Source organism: Clostridium sp. JNZ X4-2 (genome assembly GCF_054889485.1).
In genome coordinates this window covers 2,800,890-2,816,223 of the sequence record NZ_CM142685.1, presented here as the reverse complement: position 1 = coordinate 2,816,223, position 15,334 = coordinate 2,800,890, and the positions used below count along the sequence as shown (strand labels likewise).

At 34.1% G+C, this 15,334-nt stretch carries 16 protein-coding genes; 12 read left to right on the top strand and 4 right to left on the bottom strand.

Going from position 1 to position 15,334, the window contains the following annotated elements:
• Positions 1-101: 101 nt before the first annotated feature.
• The 3 genes from ACYUJ6_RS13520 to ACYUJ6_RS13510 all read right to left on the bottom strand — a co-directional run bounded on the left by ACYUJ6_RS13520 (position 102) and on the right by ACYUJ6_RS13510 (position 4,039).
• The gene (locus tag ACYUJ6_RS13520) at positions 102-1,742 is read right to left on the bottom strand and encodes an NAD-dependent malic enzyme (RefSeq protein ID WP_461843277.1); all 1,641 of its coding nucleotides are present in this window, start codon (positions 1,740-1,742) and stop codon (positions 102-104) included.
• A gap of 35 nt (positions 1,743-1,777) precedes the next feature.
• Positions 1,778-3,031: a nickel-dependent malate racemase, LarAH6 family gene (larAH6, locus tag ACYUJ6_RS13515; RefSeq protein ID WP_461843276.1), complete on the bottom strand. Its 1,254-nt coding sequence runs from the start codon at positions 3,029-3,031 to the stop codon at positions 1,778-1,780.
• A gap of 270 nt (positions 3,032-3,301) precedes the next feature.
• The gene (locus ACYUJ6_RS13510; RefSeq protein WP_461843275.1) at positions 3,302-4,039 is read right to left on the bottom strand and encodes a hypothetical protein; all 738 of its coding nucleotides are present in this window, start codon (positions 4,037-4,039) and stop codon (positions 3,302-3,304) included.
• Positions 4,040-4,218: 179 nt separating this feature from the next.
• Here ACYUJ6_RS13510 and ACYUJ6_RS13505 point away from each other — a divergent pair, with 179 nt between their 5' ends.
• Positions 4,219-4,746, top strand: a complete 528-nt coding sequence (locus ACYUJ6_RS13505; RefSeq protein WP_461843274.1) for a cysteine hydrolase family protein — start codon at positions 4,219-4,221, stop codon at positions 4,744-4,746.
• 10 nt (positions 4,747-4,756) lie between these two features.
• Here ACYUJ6_RS13505 and ACYUJ6_RS13500 read toward each other — a convergent pair whose 3' ends face one another.
• The gene (locus tag ACYUJ6_RS13500) at positions 4,757-4,906 is read right to left on the bottom strand and encodes a CGNR zinc finger domain-containing protein (RefSeq protein WP_461845518.1); all 150 of its coding nucleotides are present in this window, start codon (positions 4,904-4,906) and stop codon (positions 4,757-4,759) included.
• A gap of 662 nt (positions 4,907-5,568) precedes the next feature.
• Here ACYUJ6_RS13500 and ACYUJ6_RS13495 point away from each other — a divergent pair.
• The 11 genes from ACYUJ6_RS13495 to ACYUJ6_RS13445 all read left to right on the top strand — a co-directional run bounded on the left by ACYUJ6_RS13495 (position 5,569) and on the right by ACYUJ6_RS13445 (position 15,334).
• Positions 5,569-6,522: a sugar kinase gene (locus tag ACYUJ6_RS13495; protein WP_461843273.1), complete on the top strand. Its 954-nt coding sequence runs from the start codon at positions 5,569-5,571 to the stop codon at positions 6,520-6,522.
• A gap of 15 nt (positions 6,523-6,537) precedes the next feature.
• Positions 6,538-7,173, top strand: a complete 636-nt coding sequence (locus tag ACYUJ6_RS13490) for a bifunctional 4-hydroxy-2-oxoglutarate aldolase/2-dehydro-3-deoxy-phosphogluconate aldolase (RefSeq protein WP_461843272.1) — start codon at positions 6,538-6,540, stop codon at positions 7,171-7,173.
• A gap of 37 nt (positions 7,174-7,210) precedes the next feature.
• Complete coding sequence (locus ACYUJ6_RS13485) at positions 7,211-8,497, top strand: MFS transporter (RefSeq protein WP_461843271.1); 1,287 nt, start codon at positions 7,211-7,213, stop codon at positions 8,495-8,497.
• Between the two features lie 26 nt (positions 8,498-8,523).
• The gene (locus tag ACYUJ6_RS13480; protein WP_461843270.1) at positions 8,524-8,976 is read left to right on the top strand and encodes a NanQ anomerase/TabA/YiaL family protein; all 453 of its coding nucleotides are present in this window, start codon (positions 8,524-8,526) and stop codon (positions 8,974-8,976) included.
• Between the two features lie 241 nt (positions 8,977-9,217).
• A complete protein-coding gene (locus tag ACYUJ6_RS13475) occupies positions 9,218-9,964 on the top strand; it encodes an IclR family transcriptional regulator (RefSeq protein WP_461843269.1) in 747 nt (248 codons plus the stop codon).
• A gap of 94 nt (positions 9,965-10,058) precedes the next feature.
• Positions 10,059-10,844, top strand: a complete 786-nt coding sequence (locus tag ACYUJ6_RS13470) for a hypothetical protein (protein ID WP_461843268.1) — start codon at positions 10,059-10,061, stop codon at positions 10,842-10,844.
• A 213-nt stretch (positions 10,845-11,057) separates the two neighbouring features.
• Positions 11,058-11,978, top strand: coding sequence for an aspartate carbamoyltransferase (pyrB, locus tag ACYUJ6_RS13465; RefSeq protein WP_461843267.1), 921 nt, complete (start codon positions 11,058-11,060; stop codon positions 11,976-11,978).
• Between the two features lie 12 nt (positions 11,979-11,990).
• Positions 11,991-12,422, top strand: coding sequence for an aspartate carbamoyltransferase regulatory subunit (locus tag ACYUJ6_RS13460; protein WP_369705380.1), 432 nt, complete (start codon positions 11,991-11,993; stop codon positions 12,420-12,422).
• A gap of 36 nt (positions 12,423-12,458) precedes the next feature.
• Positions 12,459-13,646, top strand: coding sequence for a dihydroorotase (locus tag ACYUJ6_RS13455; RefSeq protein WP_461843266.1), 1,188 nt, complete (start codon positions 12,459-12,461; stop codon positions 13,644-13,646).
• Positions 13,647-13,671: 25 nt separating this feature from the next.
• Positions 13,672-14,532, top strand: coding sequence for an orotidine-5'-phosphate decarboxylase (pyrF, locus tag ACYUJ6_RS13450; protein WP_461843265.1), 861 nt, complete (start codon positions 13,672-13,674; stop codon positions 14,530-14,532).
• Positions 14,533-14,560: 28 nt separating this feature from the next.
• Entirely contained in the window at positions 14,561-15,334 is a 774-nt protein-coding gene (locus ACYUJ6_RS13445; RefSeq protein WP_461843264.1) for a dihydroorotate dehydrogenase electron transfer subunit, read from the top strand.

Genomic DNA, 15,334 nt, shown 5'->3' with positions numbered 1-15,334 from the left:
TAAAATATAAAAATTGAATCCGTACTACATATAAATAATATGTAGTACGGGTATTCCATTTAAACTTTTTATTTCTATATTGTCTGTATCATGTAAATATATTAAATATTATCTCTGTAGCAAGGTTCCCAGATTTCATTTTCTACCGCTTTTCCAGCATCGGATATAGGTACCCTGTTTAAGCCTTCTTTTATGGCTTCTTCTACTACAGCAGTTGCCACTAGTTTTGAAGCTTCTCTTAATTTAGCCACAGGTGGAAGTATAGGAGCTCCTGGTTTCGAAAGATCCTGCAGGGATGCAATACCATGTGCTGCAGCAGATAACATTCCATCAGTTACTATTCTTGATTTTGCAACTATTATTCCAAGGCCCAATCCAGGATAGAGAAGTGCATTATTAGCCTGACCTATGGTATAAGTTACTCCTTTGTAATTTACAGGCTCTGATGGACTTCCTGTAACTACAAGTGCCCTGCCATCGCTCCATTTTATCATATCCTGTGCCGTTGCTTCACAGAGTTTTGTAGGATTGGAAATAGGCATGATAGCTGGCCTTTCATTTACTTCAGCCATGGATTTTATTACTTCTTCTGTAAATGCGCCGTGTACACCGGATGTTCCAATAAGCACGGAAGGTTTAACTTTCCTTATTATTTCAGCCAGATCCTTTAATGGTTTTTTAAATTCTCCCTTTGGTCTGGCGTACTTTTTTTGGCCTTCAGTAAGATCATCTATATCTTCTGTCAATAATCCCTGACGATCTACAAGATAGAACTGTTTTTTAGCGTCTTCCTGTGATAGCCCATTTCTTACCTTCTCAAGAAATATTTGGTCAGTTACACCTATTCCAGCAGTACCAGCTCCAAATACCATTACCCTGTGATTTTTTACAGGTGTGTTGGTAGCCCTGGCTACGGCATTTATAGCGGAATTCATCATTACCCCGGTACCTTGAATATCATCGTTGAAGGTACAGATTTTATCTCTGTATTTTTCCAGAATAGTTCTTGCATTTCCACGGCCAAAATCCTCCCAGTGAAGAAGTACTTTCGGGAACAGTTCAAGGCTTATCTCTACAAATCGATCTATAAAATCATAATATTTTTTGCCAGTAACCCTTTTGTGCCTATTTCCAAGATAAGAGGGATCATTCAAAAGTGTTTCATTGTTGGTTCCTGCATCTATTACCACAGGCAGGACATTTTTAGGATTTACACCTGCAGCCACAGTATAGACTGCTAATTTTCCAACTGAAATATCAACTCCTTGAACTCCCCAGTCTCCTATTCCAAGAACTCCTTCTCCATCTGTTACAACTATAAGTTTGATTTCATCTAAATCCTTTAGGGATAATTCAATGGATTTTTTTATATTTTCAGGATGGTCCACTGACAAGAAAACTGCATCTTTGGGAGTGTCATAGTTCCTAGAGTAGCTTATAACTGCATCTCCTATAGTGGGTGTATAGATTACTGGCAAAAACTCGGTGATATGCTTTCCGACCAGGTAATAAAATAAGGTTCGATTTGTATCATATATATTCATAAGATAAAGATGTTTTTCAAGATTACTGTCAAAATCCTTAGATCTATCATAAGATAGTTTTTCCTGCTCATCTATGGTTCTTACTGTATCAGGCAAAAAACCTGTTAAATCATATTTTTCTCTTTCTGCTTTTGTAAAAGCAGTTCCCTTGTTTAAAAATGGATTTCTCAATAAATCCTGTCCTTTTAAAGTACTCATCTATAAACACTCCTTTTTAATAATTGATCTTTATTTTAATCTTCAACATAAGGTAAAACTGAATTTGCATATGGAATAACCAACACTTGTGCATTATCTCCATGTTTTTTTAATGCAGCGTCCAATCCTTCCTGAGCAGATTTAACAGGGTGCATAAAAATGCCTTTTACAATTTCATCACTCATTGCTGAAACAAGATACACTTTAATTCTTTCAAGAACTGTACAAATGACAGCTGCCTTATGGGCACCCAATCTAAAGTCTTCTTGTATCCACTTTACAGGCTCATGGGTATTTTTCGCTTTCATCATCCAATCCTCAAATAGTTTTTCACCAAATCCTTCCCTGCATTCTGCAAGAAGGACTATACTGCCTCCATCTTTTACGGCATAACTGGCATTTTCCAAACCTTTCTGGGATTGGTATAAATTTATATCCTTTGGATAACCGCCGCAGGATGCAACTACAATATCCACTTTTTTATCCAGTTCCATTTTGTACATTTTATCTATATATTTGGTACCCTCCCTATGAGCTTTGATTGGATGGCCTGCCACCACTTTTACAATTTTTTTATGACTGTTTAATACAGCATTTACCATAAAGTTTACTCCCACAATAGTACCTGCCTCGTCAATATCTTCTCTCATGGGATTCCCTTCACATCTTCCAGGCATGGTTCCCGGCTTTATCATCATTATATGATTTGTTTCAATGGTTCTTTTACTGCAGACACCTGGCAGAACAGCTTTATTGCCGCCGCTGTAACCAGCCTTATAATGGAATTCCATATTGCCTGTGGCTATAATGAAATCTGCCTCAGCTACAGGTTTAAATACATCTACAGGAGTTCCTCTGGAAGTTGTTCCAATATGAACGCAGTCATCTATATTGTGATTAATACATCTTATTTTATCATATATGTATTGACCAACTAATTTTTTCATCTCTTCTTCAGTTTGCTTCCTATGATATCCAAGTCCAAAAACTATAGTTATGTCATCATAACTTATTCCTGCTTCAGTGAGCTCTTCTATTATTGGTGGAAGTAAAATATAAGACGGTGCAGGACGCGTTATATCACTTACAAGTATCACTATATTGTGTTTACCTTTAGCCAGTTCACCTAAGGCTTTTGATTCTATGGGATTTTTTAAAGCCCGTCTTACTTCTCCTTCAGGATCTGATACTGAAGGTAGATTCTTTGCATTTAAAACACCTAAAAGATTTTTACTGGGTATATTTATTGTATCATATGAGTTTTTATATTTAAGTTTAATTTGTTCCATTAATTTCACCCCTTTATCTATTTTTAGTACACACCAATTATATTACACCAAACAGGTCCTATTAAATATTGTTTGTTTATTTACTTATAAGTAATGGTTATAAGCTCTTAATATTTTAATTACTGTTATTGTTATGAATATTACATTTTATGACAATTATTATTAAAGAGGATTTTAGATAAAAAGTATGTAGGCTGTTGCAAATTTATTTTGCAGCAGCCTACATATAAGTTACGTATTTATTATATTATTTTCTCATAAGTTTTTAAATCAGGCTAAATTCACATTCACATTGAGCTCCATTTGAGACTGGAGACTTTCTATTTTCACAATGGATTTTTTTACTTCATAGTTCTCATTTACAGACATTTTAATGTAGAATTTAAAGCTTTTTGATTCATGAAGTTCTTTCATAAAATCATGAAACTCGTTATGGCTTTTTTCTGAGTTGCAGCTTTTATGAAATTTATCAAATTCATAATTATTTTGGTTATTATGAGCACATTCATTATGCTCTTTCATATGATCATTTATAATTTCAAATAATAGTTTTTTCACATCCTCAGAAGCTTTATCTGAAATTAAGGAAAGAGTATATCCATTTTCCTGATCTTTCTCAATTTCCATGTCATTTAACATTCCAAATAACAATTTAATCTTATTTAGTTTGTTTTTGTGGTTTAATTCATGAATATGAAATTCATTGTGTTCGTGAATGTGAAATCCGTTGTGAATATGTGACATAAATGAATGATGAAGCTTTTTTTCATCCTGGGAAAAACCTTCTAATTCAGTGCAAAAGTTTCGCCTTAATTTTTTACCGTCAAATAGAATTTCCTGATTAAAGCTGGATTTAAGTTTTTCTTCAGTATTTTCCTTCTTAAAGTTGTTATTTACTTCAAATACTTTATTGCCTGCCTTTATTCCGGACATGTTAAAGCTGCCTTTAATATCTTCTTGTTGTTTCACTGAACCTATTAGATCATAGATAAATTTAATTTTATTCATGTATACCCTCCTAAATTTTATTTATAATGTGATTTTAGTGGTTGAGGTTAAAAATACATCAAAGATATTTTAAAATTTTATAAAGTATTTTAAAATTTTTAGAATTAGGCTTTTTTTATGGGATATTATATAATTATTTATAAAAGAAAGATTATATGAGTATAAGGGAGTGATTTTAAGTGAAGAAAATATTGGTGGTTGTGGATTATCAAAAAGACTTTGTAAACGGTAGTTTGGGGTTTGACAAGGCAGTTGCACTGGAAAGTGGAATTGAAAAAAAAATTAAGCATTATAAGGAAAATGGACATGAAGTGGTATTCACCTTTGACACCCATAGGGATGATTATATGCATACACAGGAAGGGAAAAATCTACCTGTTCTACACTGTATAAAAGATACAGAAGGATGGAATTTATACGGAAGGATTGCTGATCTATGTGATGAGAGCACCAGGTGCTTTGAAAAAGCAACTTTTGGCTCACTGAGGCTGGCGGAGTACCTTGTACAAGGTGGATATGATAGTGTTGAGCTCATTGGCGTTGTGTCCAATATCTGTGTCATATCCAATGCTGTTTTGGCAAAAGCTGCACTGCCGGAAGCTGAAATCATAGTGGATGCCGCCTGTACTGCCAGCAATGATGATAGTTTGAATCAGAAGGCCATGGATGTAATGGAGGGAATGCAGATAAAAGTAATAAACTTATAAAAAAATTTATTTATTTGTGCTGCTCTTTTATTATCTGCTTTTTTCTAAATCTGCGAACTTTCATGAGAGTTGCACAGGTATTGTCACACCATTTTCGCGTATGGTTTCTGCTCTCGTCATAAAAAATCCAGTTACATTTAGAGTTTTTGCAAAGCTTGATTCGTTTTATGTCATAATCCGTTATGATTTCAACAAAATAAAAGGAAAAGCATGTAAGATATCTGTTTATTTTATCAATGTCTTTTTCATGGATTGTGTTTTTTATATATAAAAAATTTCTAAAAGCAAAGTCAATTAATTTTATAGAGGATTATAATTTACTTGCCCGTAATTTAAAAACTTTAACAAGTAGTGGATTGTTATAGAATCCATGTTATATATAAAATAAATTTGGAAATCTTATAACTTTAAGGAAATATTGAGAAAGCTGTTTTAAAATTATTTTATGCAATTTTAAAAGGAGGCTTTAAAATGGGGATTTTATAAATTCCTTCCATATCAAATGCAGATATATCAACTTTGCTTAGGCATAAATAAATTTTAAAAAATATTAAGAACAAGAACTCCAACTTCATGCAGTTGGAGTTCTATTATATTATCTTTTCTGCTAATTTTTAAGCTATTTGTAATAAGATATTTTATTAATTTTGAAATATTTTGTATATTTATTATTCAAATAGACATTGACAAAATAAGAGGTATATGATAAATTGAAAATAGTAATCATATATGGGATTAAACATCTTATATGTGATGATATATCTTATATAAATTTAATGCTTTAGTTAAATTACTAAATAATATATATTGGGAGGACAAAGTATGGATGTAGTAGGTATAGGAGAAACCATGGTGCTGTTTAGTCCAAAAGCAAATGGATCAATACGATATGCTAGAGATTTTTCTTCTAGATGTGCCGGGGCTGAAACCAATACATTAATAGGACTTTCTCGTTTGGGACATAAAACGGGATGGATTAGTAAAATTGGAAAGGATGAATTAGGGGAATTTATAATTTCAACTGTTAGGGGAGAAGGTGTAGATACCAGTAAGGTTTTATGCGATTCATCTGCTCCTACAGGAATATTTTTTAAAGGGGTGGTAAATGAAAAGGATACAAGAATGTATTATTATAGGAAAGGTTCTGCTGCAAGCAGGATTACTCCCGAGGATATTGATAAACAATATATTTTAAAAGCCAAGTATTTGTATATAACGGGAATTACTCCTGCATTGAGTCAATCCTGCTATGACAGCATTTTTTATGCTGTTGAAATTGCCAGAGAAAACAGTGTAAAGGTTGTTTTTGATCCTAATATCAGATATAAGCTCTGGAGCGGTGCTTATGCCAGAGAGACTATTTTAAAACTGGCGGGAATGTCGGATATAGTATTGCCCGGGTTAAGTGAAGGTAAATTTGTTTTTGGAGATAAAAATTATGAATCAATAGCACAGGATTTTGCAGACAATGGAGCATCTAAGGTAATTATCAAGCTCGGAGAAAAAGGAGCATATTATTTGAGCGGTGATGATAGGGGAGTTGTTCCAAGCGTAAAGATAGGTCATGTAGTAGATCCTGTTGGTGCAGGAGACGGTTTTGCTGCTGGAGTTTTATCAGGGTTATTGGATGGATTGAGTTTAAAAGAATCCATATCTAGAGGATGTGCTATTGGATCTATTGTAACTACTGTAAATGGTGATATTGAAGGTTTACCCGACAGGGAAACATTGAAGTATTTTGTTGAAAGTTCCGGTTATAATGAAATTAACCGCTAAAAGAGGAGAGATAGTATGAATGTTTTATCACAAATTCTCGATCATAAGATTATAGCTATTATTCGAGGTTCTAAGGCCCAGGATGTTATTAAAATATCCAAAGCTCTAAATGAAGGTGGAATCAAGTTGATAGAGGTCACTATGAATTCACCTAAGGCCCTTGATGTTATTGAACAATTGTCATGTGAACTAGGAGATGAAATGATTGTGGGAGCAGGAACAGTTTTAGATTCTCAGACCGCTCGAAATGCGTTGACTGCTGGTGCAAAATTTATTTTATCACCTACTGTTGATAAAGAAACCATTAAAATGACAAAGCGATATGGCGCCGTAAGTATTCCAGGAGCTTTTACACCCACTGAAATTTTAAATGCCTTTGTCAATGGAGGGGATATTATAAAAGTTTTTCCCGCATCTTCTGTTGGACCTTCTTATATAAAAGATATTAAAGGACCTCTTAATCAAATACCACTATTGCCTACAGGAGGTATAAATTTAGATAACATAGATTCTTATATAAAAAATGGAGCAGTGGGTGCAGGTATTGGAGGTTCTCTTGTAAATTCAAAAATTGCTGTTAATGAGGCATATTTAAAAGAACTTACAGTGAAGGCTTCCAAGTTTGTAAACAAAGTAAATAAGTGTAATTAAAATTAAATAAATTCCATATGATAGGGAGGATAGAATTATGTCAACTTTTGATGTAAACGAGAACAGCAAAAAGAGAAAGATAAATTATGGCTGGATTCTTGTAGGGATTATGTTATTTGGAGCAGTTGTTAACTATTTGGATCGTGTTAATTTAAGTATAGCAGGTACTACAATTTCAGGGGAATTTCACATAGATCCAATAAAAATGGGATTATTATTTTCAGCAATGTTACTTCCTTATTCCATATCTAATCTACCAGCAGGGTGGCTTGCAGACAAATATGGTGAGAAGAAAATATTTACTATAGCAACTATAGTATGGTCAATAGCTACTCTGGCAGCAGGATTTTCCAAGAATTACTCATCTCTATATGCATCCAGGGTATTGTTAGGTATTGCAGAAGCACCTTTTTTTATCTGTGGTGCCAAGATAACTAAAAAATGGTTTGATGACAGGAATAGAGGCTTGGCCACTTCTGTAATCAATATGGGACCTCCTATTGCAAATGCAATTGCACCTCCATTGCTGACAGTTATATTGATATCATTTGGGTGGAGATCAATGTTTGTGGGTCTTGGCCTAGTTGGTTTTGCAGTTACATTTCTCTGGCTTACATTTTATAGAGAAAAATCAAATTCTGATGTGAAGAGTGTGGATGTCAAATCATCCGGGAATAAAAATAAGGGAAAGGTTTCCTGGGCTGTGCTGTTGAAGCATCCTTCAACTTGGGCAATGATGATAGGTAACTTTGGACTAATATATGTATTTTGGGTTTATCTTACATGGCTTCCTACCTATTTAAAAACTGCCCGTGGATTTAGTCTGATGAAAACTGGATGGCTTGCGGCAATTCCGTTTTTTGCAGGAATTATTGGTGTGCCTCTGGGAGGATATTTATCTGATTATTTAATAGATAAAAAAGGTTTTAAACCTATTAAAGCACGTAAAACAGTGTTGGTAATAGCAGTTATTGCAGCTTCTATTGTTGTTGCACCAGTTGCATATGTCAAGAGTGGCTCCTTATCCGTAATATTATTGACTATTGGTTTCCTGTTTTCCAGTATGCCAAATGGAGTGGTATGGACATTGGCTACTGATGTTGCTCCTGAAAAACTAGTGGGATCTCTGGGAGCCATTCAAAATTTTGCTGGCTATTTAGGAGGAACTATAGCACCTATAATAACTGGAGTAATTATTTCTAAGACAGGATCATACAATCTTGTATTTGTTGTAGCTTCCATGATGTTAATTATGAGTGCTATTACTTATGGAGTATTTTTGAAGAAAAAAATTGAAATAAAAGATGAATCTGAAGTAATATAATTAAAATAAATAGTGGAGGAATAATTATGATAGTAGATAGATTGGCTAATGCTGAACAATATTACAAACTTTCACCTGGAATTGAAAAAGCCTTTAAATATATTCAAAATACGGATTTAACAGATATAAAACCAGGAAAATATGCAATTGAGGATGATAAAGTTTTTGCTGTTGTTTCTGAGTATAAAACAAAATCTCTCAAAGAAGGGTTATGGGAAGCTCACAGAAAGTATATTGATATACAATATATTGTTTCTGGAAAGGAAAAAATGGGCTATTGCTGCAGCGACTGCATGAAAACTATAATTGAATATGATGAAAAAAAAGATATCCTGTTTATGGATGGACAAGGTGATTTCTTAACTATACATGAGGGTGAATTTGCATTATTTACACCAAAGGATGCACATATGCCAAGTATTGAAGCTGATGATTCACAAATAGTAAAAAAAATACTGGTAAAAATCTTAATAGATTAGAATTATTATGAAAAAAATATAATTTTTTTATATACCTGGATTTGTTTAAATAAAATCCAGGTATGTTGTTTTATGCGTTTTATTGATAATAATTATAGAATATTTAGTTAATTTGCCAATTTTAAATGCAATCATGTATAATAAAATAGAGTTATTTTATTACCTTGCTAGGTTTAAATAGGAAAAATTTATTTTACTTTCAGTAGAATTATTAAAAATATATTAAATTTAGGAGAAAAAAATGGCAGTTAAATCAGCGCATAGAGTATTAAAAATTTTTGAGTTATTATCAAAAAATAAGAGTGGATTGTCTATAGCGGATATAAGTAAGAAATTGGATATTCCACAAAGCAGCACTTCCAATTTGATTAAAACATTATATAATTCAGGATATGTTGCACGGGATGAAGCAAAGAAATATGTTCTTGGAGTAAGGTTAATTCAATTAGGATCAGTGGCTATGGAATCCTTTGATATAAGTGCGGTGGCAAAGCCAATATTGCAGGAGCTAGTGAAAGAGGTTCAGGAAACAGCTTTTTTGGCTATTCGTGCCCAGCATGAGGTTGTATATATATTAAAGATTGATTCAAATCGATCTGTTAATACAACTGCTCAGCCAGGATATCATAGGCCTTTATATGATACTGGATTAGGAAAAGCTTTTTTAGCATCTATGGATAAAAAGGAGCAGGAGGAGATCCTATCCAATATTAAATTGACACCAGTTACTGTACATACTATTACAGATAGGAATGTGCTTGCTGGACAGCTGGAACAATTCAAATGCCAGGGTTATGCCGTTGATGATGAAGAAAGTGAATACGGGTTATATTGTATTGCCACAACAATTTCTACTGTGGATAAGAACATAGAAGCGGCTATTAGTATATCCGGATTAAAAGCAAGAATGGTTTCTAATAAGAAAACTATTGTTGGTCATCTGTTTGATGCGGCAAATGAGATTTCCAGAAAACTTGGAGGAAAATAAAAGTATATCAATATAAAAATTCAACAATCTAGTAGTATCTATAAGTATACGGTTTCTATTTTTAAAAATTAATATAATGGAAGGAAGGATGAAAATGCCAAGTGACCAATTAAAAACAAAACAATTTCTAATTACAGTCCCTGCAGGCAAGAGATTGATTGCCAAGGCAGTGGTTTCTCTTGAACAAATACAAAAAGCATTGAAAAACAATACTATTGTTATTGCCGGAGGAACTACAAATGGTTATATTGCCGAGGAATTATTATCATTAATGGGACAAAAGGGAGATTTCTCCAAAGAATTCTTTTTCCGTGGAGTTAATCTGGGGACGGGCAAAAAAATAAATACCCAAGGTGAGTTTTATTTTAATATGGATATAGTTATTGAAAAGGGAAAATGGATTAGGGGAAAGACCATATTTGATGTTGTACAAGATCTTGGATATGGAGATATTATACTTAAAGGCGCTAATGCCATTGATGCTGAAAGAAAATTGGCTGGTATCCAGATTGCAAATCCAACTTTTGGGACAAGCGGACCTATTCTGCAAACCGTTATGGGAAGACGTACAGAACTTATAATTCCTGTTGGATTGGAAAAACGAGTTTTCGGAAATATAGGAGAAATTGCAGCCAAGGTTAATTCACCATCTGCTACTGGATTGAGGCTGCTTCCTATAAGCGGCAACATCATAACGGAACTTGAGGCCATTGAAATTCTTACAGGAGCTTCCGGGGAACTTGTTGCGGCAGGAGGGGTTTATGGTGCAGAAGGTAGTTATTGGATTGCGGTTACCGGGACAGATGCACAACTTTTAACTGCCTCTGATATAATAGGTTCTGTTGCAAAGGAACCACCTTTTCCAATTAGCAATAGATAACAAATTAAACTGTTGACTTTAAATTAAAATTATGATATTCTAGACTACAGTAAAATTAAATACTAAAAGCCCTTTAAAACTAGTTCTGAGAAGCTGGGAAGGCCTGGTAGAAATTTAAATGCTATTATAGTATAAAATAGTGCCTTTCAATGTGAAGGCACTTTTTTGAACCTTTAAATTTTAGTACAGAGATACTGAGAAGGAGGAATGGAAATGTTAAAAGGAAGACACTTGATTGACATAATGGATTTTTCAATAGAGGAACTGGATGAAATATTTAAATTGTCCAATCAGATAATTTCCAAAGAAGAACAATTTTCTCATGTTTGTGAAGGTAAGCTGCTGGCTACTTTGTTTTATGAGCCCAGTACCAGAACCAGATTGAGTTTTGAATCTGCCATGATGAGGTTAGGCGGAAAAGTCATAGGATTTTCGGATGCGGGTTCAAGTTCTGTTTCCAAGGGAGAAAGTATAGCAGATACCATAAGGGTAATTGGCTGTTATGCAGATATAGCTGCCATGAGACATCCCAAAGAAGGAGCACCTAAAATTGCATCCATGTATTCCAATATACCTGTTATAAATGCAGGAGATGGAGGACACCAGCACCCTACTCAAACTCTTGCGGATCTTTTAACCATTAAATCTATAAAGGGAACAATGTCTAATTTAAGGATAGGATGCTGCGGCGATTTGAAGTTTGGAAGGACAGTACATTCACTTATTAAAGCCATGTCTAGATATGAAAACAACAGTTTTACACTAATATCTCCTCAGGAATTAAAAATCCCGGATTATGTAAAAAAAGAACTGGATAATAAAAAAATTGAATACAGTGAAACCAGTAGTTTGGAAAGTACTATAGGATCCCTGGATATACTTTATATGACCAGAGTTCAGAAGGAAAGGTTTTTTAATGAAGAAGATTATATAAGATTAAAAGACAGCTACATATTAAATAAGGAGAAGATATCCAGAGCAAAAGAAGATATGATAGTTTTGCATCCGCTGCCCCGGGTAAATGAGATTTCATATGAAATTGACGGTGATCCTAGAGCTTGTTATTTTAAACAGGCAAAATACGGCATGTATGTCAGAATGGCACTTATAGTGAAATTACTTGGGATTCAATAAGGAGGAGAAATAATGCTTACCATAAATAGTATAAAAAATGGAATTGTAATTGATCATATAAAAGCTGGATACGGAATGAAAATATATAAATATCTGGAACTGGATAAGGCTGATTATTCTGTGGCTCTTATAATGAATGCAGAAAGCAGCAAGCTGGGGAAAAAAGATATAATTAAAATAGAAAATAATCTGGAAATGGATTTTGCTGTATTGGGATTTATAGATCCCAATATAACAATTGACATTATAAAAGATGAAAAAATATATAAGAAGATAAAATTAAAATTACCAAATAGAATAGAAAATATAATAGAATGTAAAAACCCGAGATGTGTAACTTCTGTAGAAAAAAACATACCTCATATTTTTAACCTGGTAGATGAAAAAACAGGAGAATACAGGTGTGAATACTGTGATCAGATATATGAAAATTTATCTCTGTAAATAAGAGAAGACTGAAATTTTGAAAGGATGATATAAATGGAGCTTCTCGTAAAACATGCAAGGATAGTGGATTGTTCTCAAGATTTTCTGGGGGATGTTTATATAAATAACGGAATAATAAGCAGGGTTGGAGAAAGTCTGGAGGAGAATTGTAAAACCATAGATGCTGAAGGACTTTTCCTTATGCCGTCTTTGGTTGATCTGCATGCACATTTTAGAGAACCGGGATTTACAGATAAAGAGGATATAAGAACTGGCTGCAGGGCTGCAGTTAGGGGAGGATATACCATGGTAAATCTTATGGCAAATACAAATCCTCCCTGCAGCAATATGAAAATTGTAGATTATGTATTGAAAAAGGTTGCGGAAATTGGACTGATAGACGCACACCAATGCGTATCCATAACCAATAATTTTAATGGAGAGGATATAAGACATTTAGATAAACTTGATGAAAATGTAAAAATAATATCTGAAGATGGAAAAGATGTTATGGACGGTAAAATTATGCTGGAAGCCATGATGAAGGCTAAAAAATCAGGAAAAATAGTAATGTGTCATTCAGAAGAACATTCACTTTCAAATATAGATATGAGACTGGCGGAGAATGTAATGACCTGGAGGAACATAACCTTTTCAGAATTCACGGGGTGCCATGTACACATAGCTCATGTAAGCACTAAAGAGGCTATGAAATATATAATAGAAGCAAAAAACAAGGGAGTAAATGTAACCTGTGAAGTCACTCCCCATCATATAATACTTTCAGGAGACAATTACAGGGTAAACCCACCTATTAGGGATAAAGAGGATGTAAATTACCTTATAGACAGTATAAAAAAAGGATGGGTGGATGCTATAAGCACGGATCATGCTCCCCATACCAAAGAAGACAAGAATAGGGGAGCAGCAGGCATATCGGGTATAGAAACAGCTTTCAGCCTGTGTTATACAAAACTTGTAAAGGGTGGACATATAACTTTAAATAAACTCTCTGAATTGATGTCTAAAAATCCTTCTGAAATATTGAAGATAAAAAAGGGCCGTATAACTCCCGGATATGACGGCGATTTGATTTTAGCAGATTTAAATGGGGATTATATAATACAGGGATCTGAATTTGAATCCAAAGGTCAAAACACTCCTTTTGAAGGACGTAAGGTATTTGGCAGGGTGCTTAGGACCATAAAAGCCGGAAAGATTGTGTTTCAGCAGAAAATCTGATACTTTTGGTTGGAGGAGGTTATTTATGATTATAGATAAATTGTATTCCCAAGTGGCGGAAAAAGGAAATGTGTGTGTGGGTTTGGATACGGCTTTGGCATACATACCTGAAGGTGTATTAAACTTATATGAGAATGCAGAAGATGCCCTATTTGAATTTAACAGGAACATAATAGACAGTACCTGTGATATAGCTGCCTGCTATAAGGTGCAAATTGCATATTATGAGGCACTTGGTATTGAAGGAATCAGGGCTTATAGTAAAACTTTAAAATATATAAAAAGTAAAAAATCCATAGCTATTGCGGACATTAAAAGAGGAGATATAGCAAAGACGGCAGAGATGTATGCCAAGGCTCATTTCCAGGGGGACTTTGAAAGTGACTTTATAACACTTAATCCATATATGGGTTTTGATACAATAGAGCCATATATACCTTATGTGACAAATAAAGATAAGGGATTATTTATACTTATACGGACTTCAAACAAGGGTGCAAAAGATATACAGTATGTAGATACAGCAGAAAATAAGAAATTATATGACATAGTGGGTGAAAAAATAAACGAGCTTGGCAAAAGGTATCTTGGAAACTGTGGCTACAGCGCCCTTGGAGGAGTAATAGGCTGTACCCATCAGGAAGAAGGAGCTCAGCTGAGGAGTAACTTAAATACTACATTTTTTTTGATACCTGGATATGGGGCTCAAGGTGGAACAGCAGGGGATATTTCAACCTATCTCAAAGATGGAAATGGCGGTGTGGTCAATTCTTCAAGAAGTATATTACTTGCTTATAAAACCAGAAAAAATGGTGAGAAAAACTATGGGGAATGTGCAAGGGAAGAGTGTATTAAAATAAGGAATAACATATGGAAATTCAGATAATAATTTTTAGAAATGGGGAAGAAATGTAGTGGAGAGTAAGTTAAACTACTGGGTTATGGAAGTATATGAAAATAAAAAAGTAACTGATAATATATATAAACTTGAAATCAAGGGAATTTTTAAGGGAATACCGGGGCAATTTTATATGCTTAGATGCTGGGAATTGGATCCTGCACTGGGCAGGCCTGTAAGTATACATGATTTGGAGGAAGACAAGATAACCTTTTTATATCAGGTAGTGGGAAGAGGCACTGAAAAGCTGTGCAATTTAAGAAGGGGAGATGAAATTAAGCTCTTAGGTCCTCTGGGAAATGGATTCAGCAGGGAAAACCTGAAGGGAAAAACTGCTATAATAACTGGTGGAATAGGTATTGCTCCTATGTTTTATCTTGCAAGGTATATGAAAGATCAGAGTTTAAATTCCGGAGAAAGTATAGGAAAGCATAATGTAGATCTGTATGCAGGATTTAAGGATAATGTATATTCTATAAAAAAATTTCAGCCTTTTGTAGATAATATATATGTATCAACGGAAAATGGAAGCCTTGGGATAAAAGGTTATGTTACAGATGAATTCAAACCTGAAGTGTATGATACGGTATTGTGCTGTGGACCTGAAGCCATGATACGAAAGGTGGTAGAAAAATGTATGAAAGAGAAGGTAAAGGTATATGTATCCATGGAAAAACATATGGCTTGTGGAATAGGAGCCTGTCTGGTATGTACCTGCAGTACCACTTCTGGGAACAAAAGAGTATGTAAAGATGGTCCGGTTTTTTCAGGTGAAGAAATAGTATGGTAA